At 38.8% G+C, this 17,226-nt stretch carries 14 protein-coding genes; 9 read left to right on the top strand and 5 right to left on the bottom strand.

The window, feature by feature from the left end; translation table 11 throughout:
• Positions 1 to 38 precede the first annotated feature (38 nt).
• From AC07U8_RS04840 to AC07U8_RS04810, 7 genes are all read left to right on the top strand, one after another.
• Complete coding sequence (locus AC07U8_RS04840) at positions 39 to 677, top strand: phosphatase PAP2 family protein (protein WP_419263291.1); 639 nt, start codon at positions 39 to 41, stop codon at positions 675 to 677.
• Positions 677 to 1,933, top strand: a complete 1,257-nt coding sequence (locus tag AC07U8_RS04835) for an efflux RND transporter periplasmic adaptor subunit (protein WP_494737420.1) — start codon at positions 677 to 679, stop codon at positions 1,931 to 1,933. Before AC07U8_RS04840 ends, AC07U8_RS04835 begins: the two co-directional genes overlap by 1 nt.
• Positions 1,934 to 1,946: 13 nt before the next feature.
• Complete coding sequence (locus AC07U8_RS04830; RefSeq protein WP_096733404.1) at positions 1,947 to 5,126, top strand: efflux RND transporter permease subunit; 3,180 nt, start codon at positions 1,947 to 1,949, stop codon at positions 5,124 to 5,126.
• Entirely contained in the window at positions 5,126 to 6,586 is a 1,461-nt protein-coding gene (gene adeK, locus AC07U8_RS04825) for a multidrug efflux RND transporter AdeIJK outer membrane channel subunit AdeK (RefSeq protein ID WP_004722574.1), read from the top strand. Before AC07U8_RS04830 ends, adeK begins: the two co-directional genes overlap by 1 nt.
• Before the next feature lie 103 nt (positions 6,587 to 6,689).
• On the top strand, positions 6,690 to 7,040 hold the full coding sequence (locus AC07U8_RS04820; protein WP_004819546.1) for a YbjQ family protein: 351 nt from the start codon (positions 6,690 to 6,692) through the stop codon (positions 7,038 to 7,040).
• Positions 7,041 to 7,049: 9 nt separating this feature from the next.
• Positions 7,050 to 7,478, top strand: coding sequence for a YbjQ family protein (locus tag AC07U8_RS04815; protein WP_315074527.1), 429 nt, complete (start codon positions 7,050 to 7,052; stop codon positions 7,476 to 7,478).
• A gap of 162 nt (positions 7,479 to 7,640) precedes the next feature.
• On the top strand, positions 7,641 to 8,672 hold the full coding sequence (locus AC07U8_RS04810) for an agmatine deiminase family protein (protein WP_494737419.1): 1,032 nt from the start codon (positions 7,641 to 7,643) through the stop codon (positions 8,670 to 8,672).
• A 133-nt stretch (positions 8,673 to 8,805) separates the two neighbouring features.
• Here AC07U8_RS04810 and AC07U8_RS04805 read toward each other — a convergent pair whose 3' ends face one another.
• The 3 genes from AC07U8_RS04805 to AC07U8_RS04795 all read right to left on the bottom strand — a co-directional run bounded on the left by AC07U8_RS04805 (position 8,806) and on the right by AC07U8_RS04795 (position 11,247).
• A complete protein-coding gene (locus AC07U8_RS04805; RefSeq protein ID WP_494737418.1) occupies positions 8,806 to 9,573 on the bottom strand; it encodes a PA3715 family protein in 768 nt (255 codons plus the stop codon).
• 101 nt (positions 9,574 to 9,674) lie between these two features.
• Positions 9,675 to 10,472, bottom strand: coding sequence for an SDR family NAD(P)-dependent oxidoreductase (locus AC07U8_RS04800; RefSeq protein ID WP_494737417.1), 798 nt, complete (start codon positions 10,470 to 10,472; stop codon positions 9,675 to 9,677).
• 79 nt (positions 10,473 to 10,551) lie between these two features.
• Positions 10,552 to 11,247 (bottom strand): hypothetical protein, encoded by a 696-nt coding sequence (locus AC07U8_RS04795; protein WP_096733400.1) that lies wholly within the window; start codon positions 11,245 to 11,247, stop codon positions 10,552 to 10,554.
• 349 nt (positions 11,248 to 11,596) lie between these two features.
• Between AC07U8_RS04795 and AC07U8_RS04790 the strand changes: the two genes are divergently transcribed.
• Both AC07U8_RS04790 and AC07U8_RS04785 read left to right on the top strand, forming a co-directional pair.
• The gene (locus AC07U8_RS04790) at positions 11,597 to 14,491 is read left to right on the top strand and encodes a valine--tRNA ligase (RefSeq protein ID WP_209826696.1); all 2,895 of its coding nucleotides are present in this window, start codon (positions 11,597 to 11,599) and stop codon (positions 14,489 to 14,491) included.
• Positions 14,492 to 14,562: 71 nt separating this feature from the next.
• Entirely contained in the window at positions 14,563 to 14,991 is a 429-nt protein-coding gene (locus tag AC07U8_RS04785; RefSeq protein WP_209826697.1) for an SMI1/KNR4 family protein, read from the top strand.
• Between the two features lie 32 nt (positions 14,992 to 15,023).
• Here the strand turns inward: AC07U8_RS04785 and AC07U8_RS04780 are convergent, their stop codons facing one another.
• Entirely contained in the window at positions 15,024 to 15,989 is a 966-nt protein-coding gene (locus AC07U8_RS04780; RefSeq protein WP_096733397.1) for a hypothetical protein, read from the bottom strand.
• 364 nt (positions 15,990 to 16,353) lie between these two features.
• Positions 16,354 to 17,073: a carbonic anhydrase gene (locus AC07U8_RS04775; protein WP_034616171.1), complete on the bottom strand. Its 720-nt coding sequence runs from the start codon at positions 17,071 to 17,073 to the stop codon at positions 16,354 to 16,356.
• Positions 17,074 to 17,226: the final 153 nt, after the last annotated feature.

Genomic DNA, 17,226 nt, shown 5'->3' with positions numbered 1-17,226 from the left:
AAACTTAACGTACGCAATTATATACTCTAGGTTAACTTATGCCTTACGTATTGCTCCTTATTGGCTGTATAGGTTTACTTATTGGGAGTGTTGGTTTAAACATTAACCAGGTACAACAGTTTGATTTTTCAAGCGTTGTATGGATGAGTTCACACCGTTTAGAGGTCTTAAATGGTCTAGCACTCACCCTATCCTATCTGGGCGGCTTACCGTCAATGATCGTGATTGCAGGGCTATGTAATTTATATTTCATACGCCTAAAACAATATGCAAATGTGCTGATGATCAGTATTGGACTGCTCGGTGCTGCGGCAATTGGTTGGATACTCAAATATCTGGTCAATCGTCCTAGACCCGATGAAATCTACCAAATGGTGCAAACCTATGGTGCTTCATTTCCTAGTGCTCACAGCATTTATGCAGCGATTGTATGCTGTTCGATTATGTTTATATTTCAAAAGCATCGCCAAGTTAAATGGATTAGCTTGGGGGGCTTTTTATGGTTTCTAAGCATGGGGGGCTCTAGAATTTATCTAGGGGCACATTTCCCAACTGATGTACTCACTGGATGGAGTATAGGTGTCATATGGGCTGCAGTTTTATGGCTCATACTGTCACGAGAAACGTTAAGACAGAACAAATTATTTTTAGATAAGAATCTAAACGAGGTGGAATAATGATGTCGGCAAAGCTTTGGGCTCCTGCCCTTACTGCTTGTGCTCTCGCAACAAGTATTGCACTTGTAGGCTGCAGCAAAGATCCTAAATCAGCACAACAAGCTGGTGGTGCTGCCCAAAAAATGCCGCCGACTGAAGTTGGTGTCATTGTTGCTCAGCCACAAAGCGTAGAACAAACTGTTGAACTTTCGGGTCGTACTTCAGCGTATCAAATCTCTGATGTTCGCCCACAAACAAATGGTGTGATTTTAAAACGTTTGTTTACGGAAGGTAGTTTTGTTCGTGAAGGTCAACCTCTTTATGAGATTGACTCGAGCATCAATCGTGCAAACTTAGACAGTGCAAAAGCAGCTTTAGTACGTCAGCAAGCAAACTTAAATGCCTTGCAGGTTAAAGCAAATCGTTATCGTCAACTTGTCGGCATCAATGCTGTTTCTAAGCAAGAATTTGATGATTTACTTGCACAAATCAAACTTGCTGAAGCAGATATTGCAGCGTCAAATGCTTCTGTTAAAAATGCACAAATTGACCTAGGTTATTCGACTGTTCGTTCACCTATTTCAGGTCAATCTGGTCGTTCTTCAGTCACTGCCGGTGCTTTGGTGACTGCAAACCAAGCCAATGCTTTGGTTACAATTCAGCAACTTGACCCAATTTATGTAGACATCAGCCAATCAAGTGCTGAGTTATTACGTCTACGTCAGCAGTTAAGTCAAGGTAGTATTGATCGTAGCAACAATACCAAAGTTCGTTTAAAGCTTGAAGATGGTAGCTTCTACGGCGTAGAAGGAAACCTTGCATTCTCTGATGCAAGTGTAGACCCAAGCACAGGTTCTGTAACTTTACGTGCAGTCTTCTCAAATCCTAATCATTTATTATTGCCAGGTATGTTTGCCAATGCGCAGATCGTACAAGGCGTAATTCCAAATGCTTACTTAGTTCCACAAGCAGCAATTACACGTACCCCAACTGGCCAAGCAATCGCGATGATTGTAAATGCTAAAGGTGTAGTAGAAAGCCGTCCTGTAACAACTGTAGGTGTTCAAGGTAAAGATTGGATTGTCACTCAAGGCCTAAATACTGGCGATAAAGTGATTGTTGATGGTATTGCCAAAGTAAAACCAGAACAAGCTGTGGTTGCTAAACCGTATCAGCCTCAAGCGGCTGCACCCCAAGCAGGTGCTAAACCAGGTACAGCAGCACAACCTGTTCAACAAAATAAATCTAGTGAACAAAAAGCTACTTCAAATGCATAAGGGGTAGACGAATATGGCTCAATTTTTTATTCATCGCCCCATTTTTGCGTGGGTGATTGCACTGGTAATTATGTTGGCGGGTATTCTGACGCTGACAAAAATGCCTGTTGCTCAGTATCCAACAATTGCTCCGCCTGTGGTGACAATTTCTGCAACTTATCCTGGCGCTTCTGCACAAACTGTTGAGAACACGGTAACTCAGATCATTGAACAACAAATGAATGGTCTAGATGGTTTACGTTATATCTCATCGAACAGTGCGGGTAATGGTCAAGCATCAATCAACCTGAATTTTGAACAAGGTATTGATCCAGACATTGCACAGGTTCAAGTACAGAACAAATTACAATCAGCGACTGCACTATTACCTGAAGATGTACAACGTCAAGGGATAAAAGTGACCAAATCTGGCGCGAGTTTTATGCAAGTACTTGCATTTTATTCACCAGATGGCAGCCTGTCAGGGGCTGACATTAAAGACTATGTAAACTCAAATATTTCTGAACCACTCAGTCGTGTTGCAGGTGTAGGTGAAATTCAAGTCTTTGGTGGTCAATATGCAATGCGTATCTGGCTAGACCCAGCTAAAATGACCAGTTTGCAAGTTACACCAAGTGACATTGCTGCTGCCATTCGTGCGCAAAACTCACAAGTGGCTGTAGGTCAATTGGGTGGTGCTCCAGCGGTACAAGGTCAAGTCCTCAATGCGACTGTCAATGCACAAAGCATGTTGACGACACCTGAACAGTTTAAAAACATTTTCCTAAAAAATACCGCTTCGGGTGCTCAGGTTCGTTTAAGTGATGTTGCACGTGTAGAACTCGGCTCAGATAACTACCAATTCGATTCTAAATTTAATGGTAAGCCTGCTGGCGGTGTAGCAATTAAATTGGCAACAGGTGCAAATGCACTTGATACAGCCGCTGCTGTAGAAAAACGCCTCACTGAACTACGTAAAAACTACCCAGATGGTCTCAAAGATAAGCTTGCTTATGACACCACACCATTTATCAAACTTTCAATTGAAAGTGTGGTACATACGTTAATTGAAGCAATCGTTCTTGTATTCTTTGTGATGTTCTTGTTCTTACAGAACTGGCGCGCAACGATTATCCCAACAATGGCAGTTCCTGTGGTTGTACTGGGGACCTTTGCAGTTATTAATATTTTCGGATTCTCAATCAATACCTTAACCATGTTCGCCATGGTACTGGCAATTGGTCTATTAGTCGATGATGCCATCGTTGTGGTTGAGAACGTCGAACGGGTGATGCAAGAAGAGCATACGGGTCCAGTTGAAGCCACTGAAAAGTCGATGAAACAAATTTCAGGTGCTTTGGTGGGTATTACCAGCGTATTGACTGCCGTATTTGTGCCTATGGCATTCTTCGGGGGTACTACGGGGGTTATTTACCGTCAGTTCTCGATCACGCTCGTTACAGCAATGGTTTTATCATTAATCGTTGCTTTAACTTTTACCCCTGCGCTTTGTGCGACATTGTTAAAACAACATGATCCAAATCAAGAACCAAGTAATAACATTTTTGCGCGTTTCTTCCGTTGGTTTAACCGTAGCTTTGATAAAGTAGCTGAGAAATACCAAGGTGGTGTCAATCGTATGACCCATCATAAGATCTTCTCTGGTGTGATCTACGTTGCGGTAATTGTTGCCTTAGTCGGACTGTATAAAATGCTCCCCTCTTCTTTCCTACCAGAAGAAGACCAAGGGATGGTTATGACATTGGTTCAGTTACCACCAAGTGCCAGCCTTGAACGGACAGATAAAGTCATCACAACCATGACCGATTACTTCTTAAACAAGGAAAAAGCAAACGTAGATACTATATTTACAGTTTCTGGTTTCTCGTTTACTGGGGTTGGACAAAATGCTGGTTTAGCGTTTATGAAGTTGAAAGACTGGAGTGAACGTACCACACCTGAATCACAAATTGGCGCCATTATCCAACGTGGTATGGCACTGAATATGATTGTCAAAGATGCATCTTACATCATGCCATTGCAATTACCAGCAATGCCAGAATTAGGTGTTTCATCAGGTTTTGACATCCAATTAAAAGATGCAAGTGGTCAAGGCCATGAGAAATTGGTTGCTGCACGTAATGCTGTTTTAGGTATGGCTTCTCAAGACAAACGTCTTGCTGGTGTTCGTCCAAATGGTCAAGAAGATACACCTCAATATCAAATCAACGTTGACCAAGCGCAAGCTGGTGCAATGGGGGTTAGTATTGCAGATATTAATTCGACCATGAGCATGGCTTGGGGTGGTTCTTATATCAATGACTTCGTTGACCGTGGTCGTGTGAAAAAAGTTTATGTTCAAGGTGAATCAAACGCTCGTATGATGCCTGAAGACTTAAACAAGTGGTATGTACGTAACAATAGCGGCACTATGGTTCCATTCTCTGCATTTGCAACAGGCCAATGGACTTATGGTTCACCTCGTCTCGAGCGTTATAACGGTGTAGCTTCTGCGAACATTCAAGGTACACCAGCACCGGGCGTAAGTTCGGGAGATGCGATGCTTGCTATGGAAGAAATTATTGGTAAGTTACCATCTATGGGCTTAACAGGTTTCGACTATGAATGGACGGGTCTGTCTTTAGAAGAACGTGAATCTGGCAGTCAAACTGTTCCGCTTTTAATTCTTTCATTGCTTATCGTGTTCCTTTGCCTTTCAGCTTTATATGAAAGTTGGTCAATTCCAGTTTCAGTATTGCTGGTCGTACCATTAGGTGTTATTGGTGCATTTACGTTAACTTGGTTGGGCATGGTCATCAAAGGTGATCCTAACTTATCATTTAACATCTACTTCCAAGTCGCGATCGTTGCAGTCATCGGTTTGTCTGCAAAAAATGCGATTTTGATTGTAGAGTTTGCAAAAGAGTTGCAAGAACAAGGCGAAGAATTGTTTGAAGCGACATTGCATGCTGCAAAAATGCGTTTACGTCCAATTATCATGACAACCTTAGCGTTCGGTTTCGGTGTATTGCCACTTGCTTTATCAAGCGGTGCTGGTGCTGGTAGCCAACACTCAGTCGGTTATGGTGTATTGGGTGGTGTAATTAGCTCAACACTTTTAGGTATCTTCTTTATTCCTGTGTTCTTCGTATGGATTCGTAGTATCTTTAAGTACAAACCTAAAAATCAAAATATTCAGGAGCATAAATCGTGATGCAAAAAGTATGGTCTATTTCAGGTCGTAGCATTGCGGTATCTGCACTTGCGCTTGCTTTGACAGCGTGTCAAAGCATGCGTGGCCCAGAACCCGTAGCTCAGGCGAACATACCAACTGGTTATATTCAAAATAACGGTGGTACATCTATTGCTGAACAAGGTTATAAAGAGTTTTTTGCAGATCAACGCTTACTTCAAGTGCTTGATCTTGCTTTAGCCAATAACCGTGATTTACGTACAGCAACATTGAACATTCAACGTGCTCAACAAGCCTATCAAATCACTGAAAACAATCAGTTACCAACGATTGGTGCAAGTGGTGGTCTGTTACGTCAGGATCAAGGTGTAGGTGCTCAAACACGTTATAATGTGGGTCTTGGTGTAACTGCTTATGAGTTAGACTTCTGGGGTCGGGTAAAAAGTTTAAAAGACAATGCGCTTGATACTTATTTATCGACTGCAAGTGCTCGTGATGCAACGCAAATCAGCTTAATTAGCCAAGTTGCACAAGCTTGGTTAAATTATTCATTTGCCAGCGCACAACTTAAGCTTGCTGACCAAACATTAAAAGCGCAGCTTGACTCTTATAACCTCAACAAAAAACGTTTTGATGTCGGTATTGACAGTGAAGTGCCTGTTCGTCAGGCTCAGATTTCTGTTGAAACTGCACGTAATGATGTTGCCAATTATAAGACTCAAATTGCACAAGCTCAGAACTTGCTCAATCTACTTGTTGGACAATCAGTTCCAGACAACTTATTGCCAACACAACGTGTAACGCGTATTACTTCAAATGCTGCGTTCGCATCAGGTTTACCAAGTGACTTGCTGAACAACCGTCCAGACGTCAAAGCGGCTGAATACCAACTTTCTGCTGCTGGTGCGAATATCGGTGCTGCGAAAGCGCGCTTATTCCCAACCATCAGTTTGACGGGTACTGCAGGTTATGCATCTACTGATTTAAGTGATTTATTTAAATCAGGTGCTTTCGTTTGGTCTTTAGGTCCTAGTCTTGATATTCCGTTATGGGATTGGGGCACACGTAAAGCGAACATTAAGATTTCAGAAACAGATCAACAAATTGCGTTATCTGACTATGAAAAATCAATCCAATCTGCTTTCCGTGAAGTCAACGATGCATTAGCGACTCGCCAAAATATTGGTGATCGCCTTTCTGCTCAAAAGCGTTTAGTTGATGCAACTAATACAACCTATAAACTTTCAAATGCCCGCTTCCGTGCTGGTATTGATAGTTACTTAACTGTTTTAGATGCTCAACGTACTTCTTACTCTGCTGAACAAGGTTTATTGCTATTAGAGCAAGCGAACTTAAACAATCAGGTAGAAGTTTATAAAACCCTTGGTGGTGGTCTAAAAGCCAACACTGCGGATCAAATTGCACAACCGGCCTCTTCATCTGAATTGAAATATCATTCAAAAGATAAAAAAGTCAGTTAATCTCAGTTTGATGATCAAAGCTCACTTCGGTGGGCTTTTTTTATTGCTTTTTGATGGATAATTTCCTATGTTTGAAGCAAGACATCATCAATGAATATTTAAAATGAAACTCAGTAATTTAGAAACTGTTCCAGCACATGTCATAAAGCAACAACTCGATGTCGTTTATGGAAGTACTGTCCGTAGCAAACATGTCGGACGTGACTTTATGGCTGGTCTAAAAAATATTGTCGGTGGTGAACTCAAAGGCTATACCGAGTTATTAGAAGAGTCGCGCCAAGAAGCCATGAATCGTATGATTGAAAAAGCACATGGTTTAGGTGCCAATGCAATTGTTGGTATTCGTTTTTCCACCTCTAATATTGCGCAAGGTGCATCAGAACTTTTTGTCTATGGTACGGCGGTCATTGTTGAACCGACCACAACACAACTTCCTGACCCATTTTCAAAATAGGCGAAACAGATGGATGGTTTAATTTTTAAAATTGGGCTCACACTGGTTCTGTTTTTTATTGGCTGGGGTTTTGGACGTTTTATCGAACAAAAACATTTAAAACAATTGGCAGACAATGAACAACGGCTTGCTCATATTCGAATTGACACCAATAAGTTCCAAGTCTCTGAAAATCATGGACAACTGATCAGTAGTAATGTGGTGATTTCGCATGATTATTTTAAATATATTATCGCGCAAATTCAGAACTTCTTTGGTGGTCGTTTAACCACCTATGAAAGTGTCGTAGAACGTGCACGTCGAGAAGCGATTGTCAGATTAAAACAGGAAGCTGAAAATATTGGAGCAACGCATATCATGGGCTTACGCTTAAGTACCACAGAACTCGGTATGCAAGGCGGGATGGTTGAAGTGTTTGCCTACGGAACAGCAACTTAACCGCACTCCCCTTTGGTGAAAATAATCAATGTGGTTTTATCGTCAGGATACACAATCGCTGTTGGACTGTTTGATTTTGTATTCTGGGGATTTAAAGATCATATAATGTATTGACCACAACAAAAATCAAAGAATTTTAACTTCATGAACAGGTTAGACATCATGAAAGCTTTAGCACTTAAAATAAGTATCGGATTACTGTCTATGCTTCCATTCACGATAAATGCAGAATTGATTGTATTGGCTTCGCCACAAAGTCAGGATAAGTATTATGCAGAAAAAATCGATGATATTTTTGATTTCCACGTCGATTATGCAAAGAAAATTATTCAAAATGGTGACAATGTGATGATCTTAACCGATCAACAACTTTACCCTGATTATGTCAAAGCATTGGGTAAACAGCATGTCACCATCGCACCTATGCAAGATATTTGGATGCGTGATTTCAGTAGTGCCAATCCCAATCAGCCAGTTCTTTTTCGTTATACTGCGGCAGGACAAGGCGGAACCAAAAAAGCCCAAACCATCTCTGATGATGTTCAATCAGACTTTAAAGCCTATAGCCAAAAGGCTGGTTTAAAATTTACCCAGACCCAACTGCTCAATGATGGTGGTAATTGGGTTGAAGATGGTTATGGCAATGTGGTGTTAAGCACCAAGTTCTTAGCTGACAATCATTTAACCGAAACACAAGCTAGAGCACAGCTGATCCGTTTGACAGGTGCGAAACATATTGCATTTATTGAAGCGGATGAACAAGGTGGTTTAGAACATGCGGATGGTGTCGTAAGCTTTATAGATCAGAATACTTTAGTGATTAACACCTATCCTGAAGACCCCGACTACGCCAAACAGTTAAAAACTGATTTAAAACGCGGTATTCCAAATATCAAAATTCATGAAATCACCACACCTTATGATGGCAGTGAAATTTATGATGAAAAATTTGGTTCTGCTTGTGGTTTATATACCAATATGCTGGTTACGCCTGAACGTATTTATTTTCCGCAATTTGGTATTAAACAAGATGCACTGGCATTACAGCAAATTCGTCGTCTAACCAAACGAACTGTCATTCCAATTCACTCTGCACAAGTGTGCCATATGGGCGGTGGAGTACGCTGTATGTCATGGCAATTAAGGGGCAAAAATGCTGAATTGTTATTAAACTACTTCAATAGAATACATTAAGCATTCGATTTTTACCCTTTCAAATATCCTATTATTTTAAAAGCATTCATCTTTTAGCTCACTGCTATTTTTACTCGCGAACGAGAAGATGAATGTTCAATAATCAACATTACTATCCAACTGCTTATATTGCCTATCGGTACTGATATTCATCTTTAAAGCTTTTAGGAAATTGATATTTTTTCCCATCAAATTTTAAAACAAACCGTTGTTGCGATGAGTGATGATTAACTTCTTGGCAATCTTCGTTTATCACTTGCATCTGGTAGCGTTTAATTTTGCTATTGACCAAAATATCCGTATATTTCTTGGTTTGGGTTGACTGCATGACTAAGGTTGAAGCGCGTTCTTCAATATCTGCATTACACTGCATATCTGTTTCTGCCCGATCACGTTCAACTATCAGGCTATCTAAGATTTGCTTTTTATTTTTTAAGTCATATAAATTTAACACTTGCATAGAAAAAGGAAAGGGTTGTGAGTGACCTGAGTAATTTAATCTTAAACCCAAAGCTCGATTTGAATCAGTGACTTTATAATTTGCTGTATCGAGCTGGATTGAATTTAAGCTAATTGCATCCGAAACCATGCGTTCTGCAACAGCATAGTGATAAATCACCTTTAAATTTTTTGGATTAAACTTAAATAAGTCTAAAGCATAATCCCTTTCTTCTGGATGTCCTTTTACAGGAATCCATTGGGCATAGGCCATGATCATATTTGAATTATCGACCGGATCGAGTTTACAGTCGATTAAAGACTGTTCATGCTTTACAATTTTAGCCTGCTTCAATATTTGCGCGACAACTTGAGTATCATCACAAATATTTGCATAAACAGCACTGATCAATAGGAATTGTAGACTGATGATTTTAAAAATTATTTTCATTAGATTTAACATGGTTTTTTGTGCTTATAGATAGAGACGGAACATATTAAGAAAAAGCGCTTATAAATTTTATAAACGCCTTATCAATACATACAAAAGTTGTTAATTTTTAATCACTTTACTTTCATCTTACGAATCATTTTATAAAGTGTCGATGGCGATAGACGAGAAACCAACACACCCAGTTTTTCTTTGCGCCCACCCACGACAATATATTCTTGGCCTTTTAATAAAGCAGAAACCGTTTTCTGCGCAAAATCATCAGCTTCTAAACCATTTTCAATGGCTTCATCCTGATGCGCTTGTGCTTTCCCAACACCATTTAAAGCATTGAAAGATACGTTGGTTTTCACAAAACCAGGGAAAATAACAGAAACATTAACACCATCTTGTGCCACTTCTGCGCGTAAACTGTTTGCCCACATATGAATCGCTGCTTTTGCTGCAGAGTAAGATGCACGATATTGCGTCCCCAACAAACCTGCAACGCTAGAGATATATGCAATTCGCCCAGATTTTTGAGCTAAAAAGGTTGGTAAAACCAATTTGGTCAAAAACACTTGAGAAAAGTAATCAATTTCCATAATTGCACGTTCAGTTTGCATACTGGTATCTGCAATCAACGCTCTTTGGCTTAAGCCCGCATTGTTGATCAACCAATCAATACGCCCTTTTTCATCTAAGACTTGTTCATAGGCATGGCGTACTTGCGCTTCATCAGTAATATCCATTGCCACGGAAATATGATGATCTGGGTTAAGAAGACTTATACGAACTTTTTCAAGTTCTTCTAAACGTCTTGCGCTTAAAACCACTTGTGCACCTTGCAAAGCACATTCAGCAGCCAAGGCTTTACCAATCCCTGAAGATGCGCCTGTAATCCAAACCACCTTTCCTTCTAAGCTTTCCATTTTATTATGCTCTTGAATATGGTGAATAAATATTAGACCACGTGACGCACCAAATCAATCAAACCTCCGTTTTTAGAGATTAAGCCTCAACTAAAAACTTTTTAAAGTGCACTGCATAATGTTGCGCCTTTTCTACATTGCGGGGATTGTATTCATCGCCAACTTTTTCTAAGCGCTTATAGCCTGTACTGGTGATCATATTGATCACACCATTTAAAGTTTTATCGACCACAAAGTTAAATTTTAATAAAGTCTTAGGATCACGGATAAACTCTGAGACACCGAGGTCAATAATTTTAACCAAGTTTTTCAGTGTCACTGGCAAAGCGCTGGTATCTCCTTGAATGACTTTTTGAATATTGCTGGTCGCTTCTTCCCCTAGGCTACGGTCTAATTGGTAATACATCACCACTTCAGTTGCATCTGAATCTTCAAATTTTTTAAGAATATGGTTTGCCACAGGTTTTAGACGATCATTACTAAAAAAAGAAATCGACCACGGCATATATTTTTTTAATGCCCCTTCAATCTGATCAAAAATCTGTTCAGCTTCTTTAAGCTTTTTCTTGCCTGTCACATCTAGTGCGTCATTTTTACGTTGTTCATCAAGTAAGGTTCCAAATACCTGATCTAAAACTTGGCATGACATTTCAGTAAAGACATTGCCTAATTGTTTTGCCAGATCTTTTTTTTCTCCATGATTCAAACTTTGAGTAATGCTTTTTAACTCTTGGTACGTCTGCTGTTTAATCAATAAATCGATTTTATACTGCATTGTTATCTGTCCTTTTGTTGTTTTGTCCTATTCAGTATTGATCTTAGCAAAACTTGAAATATCTTGCATTGTCTTTAACTGCTGCTATTTGTTGAATATAAACAACAAATACTCTTAATAAATCAAATATCTAAAACACGCATTTGTAAATATGACTCAGTTAAAACCTCACAATATCCAACATTTGTCATATTTAAGATCAATAAGAGCAACAAATGCATCTTGTATTTTCGTGATTTGCTTGCTGCATTTAATTCAAGGTAAATATGCCATAACAGGAATCAACATTCCTAATGAATATTTGCTACAATGAATGCAATTTTTTACTTACTTTTGATCTGTTTTTACTATGACTGATTCAGCGCAAAATATTGCTACAACCTACGATCCTACCGAGATCGAGAAAAAATGGTACAAGACTTGGGAAGAGAAAGGTTATTTCCAACCGTCTCGTAAAGGCGATTCATTCTGTATCATGATTCCGCCACCGAACGTCACGGGTAGCTTGCACATGGGTCATGGTTTTAACAATGCCATTATGGATGCCTTGACACGTTACAATCGTATGTCTGGTAAAAATACTTTATGGCAACCAGGTACTGACCATGCGGGTATTGCAACGCAAATGGTAGTTGAGCGTCAATTGGCAGCTCAAGACATTAGTCGTCATGACTTAGGTCGTGAAAAATTCATCGATAAAATTTGGGAATGGAAAGAACAATCTGGCGGTACAATTACCCGTCAAATTCGTCGTCTTGGCTCGTCCGTAGATTGGTCACGTGAACGTTTCACCATGGATGATGGCCTTTCAAATGCTGTTAAAGAAGTCTTTGTAAAACTGCATGAACAAGGTTTGATTTACCGTGGCAAACGCTTGGTAAACTGGGACCCTAAACTACAAACTGCACTTTCTGACTTAGAAGTTGAATCAGATAAAGAAGAACAAGGTTCATTGTGGCACTTCAAATACTTCTTTGAGGATAAGTCACTACGTACTCAAGACGGCCACGATTATTTAGTGGTTGCAACCACCCGTCCAGAAACATTACTGGGGGATACTGCTGTTGCAGTTGCTCCAGATGACGAACGTTATGCACACCTTGTCGGTAAAAATATTATCCTGCCGATTACAGGTCGTGCGGTTGCGATTGTTAAAGATGAATATGTTGATAAAGAATTCGGTACAGGCTGTGTAAAAATTACCCCTGCACATGACTTCAATGACTATGAAGTGGGCAAACGTTGTGAACTCGCAATCATCAACATTTTCAACAAAAATGCCGAAGTTTTAGCTGATTTTGAGTTTATCGCAAAAGCTGGCGAAGCGATTTCTAAAACTATCCCAGCACCAGCTGACTATATCGGTTTAGAACGTTTTGCTGCACGTAAAAAATTGGTTGCACAAGCTGAAGCTGAAGGTTGGTTAGACCAAATTCAGCCCTACACGCTGAAACCACCACGCGGTGACCGTTCAGGTGTGATCATTGAACCATTATTGACCGACCAATGGTATGTTAAAATAGCGCCTCTTGCAGAGCCTGCAATCAAAGCAGTAAAAGACGGCGATATTAAGTTCGTGCCTGAACAATACAGCAATATGTATATGGCTTGGATGAACAACATTCAAGACTGGTGTATTTCTCGTCAATTGTGGTGGGGTCACCGTATCCCAGCTTGGTACGATGCAGAAGGCAACATTTATGTTGGTCGTTCTGAAGAAGAAGTTCGTGCGAAAAACAATATCGCTGCTGATATTGAATTAAACCAAGATGAAGATGTACTAGATACATGGTTCTCTTCAGGTCTTTGGACATTCTCTACACTGGGTTGGACCGGTGACGAAGCAAAAGATAAAGAAAACTATTTCTTAAATACATTCCACCCAACGGATGTATTGGTTACAGGTTTTGACATCATTTTCTTCTGGGTTGCCCGAATGATCATGATGACTATGCACTTCATGAAAAATGAAGATGGTACACCTCAAGTTCCATTTAAAACCGTGTATGTACATGGTTTGGTTCGTGACGGTGAAGGTCAAAAAATGTCTAAATCTAAAGGCAACGTACTTGACCCACTAGATTTAATTGATGGTGTAGATCTTGAAACCTTAGTACAAAAACGTACGACGGGTTTAATGAACCCTAAAGATGCACCAAAAATTGAGAAATCTACACGTAAAGAATTCCCTGAAGGTATTCAAGCTTACGGTACAGATGCGGTTCGTTTTACTTTCTGCGCACTTGCCAATACTGGTCGTGACATTAAGTTCGATATGAAACGTGTTGAAGGCTATCGTAACTTTGCCAACAAAATCTGGAACGCAACCCGTTTCGTGATGATGAACTGTGAACAACAGCCAATTGGTCAGGAAATCCGTCAAGATCTTTGGGAACTTCCTGAACAATGGATTGTCAGTCGTTTACAAAAAGCGGAAGCTGCCGTTCAACAAGCGTTTGCAACCTACCGTTTAGATTTGGCTGCTCAAGCGATTTATGAGTTCATCTGGAATGAATACTGTGACTGGTATGTTGAACTGACCAAACCAGTACTGAATGATGAAAACGTATCAACTGAGCGTAAAGCAGAAGTTCGTCGTGTACTTCTTTCTGTAATGGAAGCGTCTTTACGTCTTGCACATCCAATCATGCCATTCTTAACTGAAGAAATTTGGCAAACCCTTGCACCAATGATTGGTATTAGTGGTGAAACCATCATGCTTGCGCCATACCCTGTTCCGAACCCTGAACGCATCAATGAACAGGCAGAAGCAGATATGCTTGGGCTACAAGGCTTGATTGGTGCTGTACGTAATATTCGTGGCGAAATGGGCTTAGGTAATGCACGTTTATTGCCTGTATTGCTTCAAAACGCGACTGATGCTGAAAAAGCACAAATTGCACGTATTGAACCATTGTTTAAAGCTTTGGCTAAAGTTGAAAGCATTACCTTCTTAACTGATGCTGAGCAACCACCGTTGTCTTCATCTTCTGTTGTTGGTCATGTGTCTGTATTTGTACCAATGAAAGGCTTGATTGATCCAAAAGCAGAACTTGCTCGTTTGCAAAAAGACTTAGACAAGGTTCAAAAACAGCATGACCAAATTGCCTCTAAACTTGCAAATGAGGGCTTTGTGGCTAAAGCACCTGCTGCTGTTGTTGAAGGTGAAAAAGTTAAACTTGCTGAGTTTGTAGATCAGTTAGCCAAGATTAAAGCCAATATGGAACAAATTGCGGCGCTTTAAGCGAAGCTTGCAATTTTGCCTCTAAAGAAGGAAGCTTAATTAAGCTTCCTTCTTTTTTGAGTAAAATAATTATGGTTATTCAAAAATTAAAACAACATTTCATCAATCAAAATGTACGTATCAATCAACCGACTACATTGTTAGAAACTTTAGAATTTGAACAAAAATACGGAGTTAAACTTCCACAAATTTTTAAAGAATATTTTATTTTCTTCAATGGTACAGGTGAAGCCAATTTTGGTGATGAGGGCTATTCTTTCTTTTCTTTAGCTGAATTTAGACCTGTAAAAGATTTAAATGGGACTGAAGACTTTCCTCATGCAAATTGTTTTGTCATTTCAGAATTCTTACTCTGGATGACTGCATATGCAGTAAAACTAGATGAATATGGTAATGAATTCGGCATTTATGAAATCTGTAATACGCATAATAAAGTTTGTAATAGTTTTGAAGAGTTTATCTCAATGATGATCACAAATGATTGTGATCATCATTCATGATTCTAAAAAACGTAATTGAATAATTTCTTGATTTATATCGGGTCAGTATAACTTTCATCAATTTCAAAACCATTTTGTCTCGCTTCTTGCTCTGCTTTGTGGCGAAGTAGTTTCGCCTTTACTTTGTAATCTTCAATTTCATTCACATCATCAAGACCTTCTGGACAATAACTTTTATAAGATAATAAATTATTTGCCTTATTTATTTCGAACGAAACCGAAAATGCATTATCATAAAAAACACTCATATAGATCCCATCTAAATATAGATTAAGATCAATTGCATGAAGATCACCCTCTAAACAATTACAAAATTGTTCAAAAGATAAAATGGATTGATTAGGTAAAATTGTATGCTGTTGCTCTTTTAATAAACGTTCTTCGCATGAAACTGCATATCTAGCATCATGTGGTAAATAATAATTTTTCCATCCCTGTTTAAGTAAGATTGCTAACTTTTGAGTAAATTGCTTATAGGCTTGTTCCAAAGTTGCATTTTCATCACTCCAGCGATCAGAAATATTGTATGAATAAATCTCTCGATCCGCCAAGTAAAAACAACAAAAAAAAGCCTGATCAAAATTTAACGTAACACTCTCTGTAGAAAGCTCTACAGGTACATAGCGGACATCTTCGTCACCATCATGATCATAGACACACCCAAAATCTATAATCAATCGATTAAGCGACTTAGGAGCTTCTTGAATCAATACATCCATTTGTATATTTGAAAGATTAAGTTGATGCTTTAAATCAATCAAACCATCGTCTTTTAAACTCAGTTTTAAAAAGCCAATTTTTTCAGCATCAATCATGTCTTTACGCTTTTCATCTGATTGGACTTTGAAACTTTCAGTCCAATATGTTGATTGCGAATCATTCATTTCTTTTTGATGAGGATAAGACGTATCTTTTGAACTTTTATTATTTTTTATTACGATGACAACAAGAGTGATAAAAATCAACAAAGCCAAAATTATCAACAAATTTAAAATCATAGTACTCACTTTTTATTAAAAAATTTAAATTATCGCAAAATTATAATTTAAATTATTAAAAATAAATATTTGTTTTTTAAAAATATTAATCAGCCTCACCCCAGCCCTCTCCCATAGGGCATTGGTATCTACACATCTTTTTGTAGAGACTCTAATGCAATTTCAGGAGAGGGTTAGGGAGAGGTGTCTTTCAATTCAATACAGATATTCCGTAAACCATCCAACACCGCCTCAGTCTGATTTAACACATCATCATTCCAATAACGAATAACGTTAATGCATAGAAAATAAAAGACTTTTCCTGAGTAAATGCCACAAAAAGAATTAAAAAAAAGTAGATCCTCTGATCTACTTTTACCCTGAATTACTCCAAAATCAACCGCGCACCAATCGGTTGTATCGGGCGATTATTTGGATGTCCCATTAACTCCATAAACGACTCAATTTGCTCACTAGATGCCTGCTGAATTTCCTTAAACACCACCCATCGTACTCCTTCTGAACACGGCGGTGTTGTTAAAGACCCATTAAAACGGTAATACTCTAAGTTATTGGGTAAATAGCTGTCTGCTTTATTTTTTGAATATAGCTGATTACTTTCACCCACTTTTTTTGGCAAAGAATTCCAGATATGTTTTAGTTTTTCATTCTCCAATCCATGTTGAAACATTAATGCGACAACTGCCAATTCACCTTTATCGGAAGCATGCACTAAATGTAATTCCATGGGATAGCTTTGGCCATTAATATTGTTTTCACTTGGACTATGTACATGAAATTGTTCCAGTAAAAATGTCTGTCCATCTAAAACTAAACTTGCTCCTTGATTAAACTCAATCTGCATCGTATGACCAATATTTTGCACAGACTTTGCTGTAGTGTGATAATTAAATTCCAATGGTGGTAAATTCGCAGTCACCGTATCTCGAATATCAATTGGAGATTGATTTATTCCTGCACACGCTTGGTATTGTTGATTTGCACTTGCCCAATCTTTAGGGTTTTGATAATCCCAATCTGATCCTGCCCAAAGTATTGTTGTAGCGCATAGACTAATTATTGTTAAACCGTATTTAATAAACATAAGAGCCTCTTAATTATTCAAATATTTTCAGCACTGAATGCTCTATTTATAAATGCTCTAGTTACTGGTTATATGAAAGGCTGTTGAACTGAAGAGCATGATGTGATGTTGGTAAAATTTTTATTAAGATTTTCTACCAAATCTTATTAGATT

It is taken from the genome of Acinetobacter sp. GW821-FHT01E09 (genome assembly GCF_059422385.1).
This window is presented reverse-complemented; position numbering and strand designations above follow the sequence as displayed.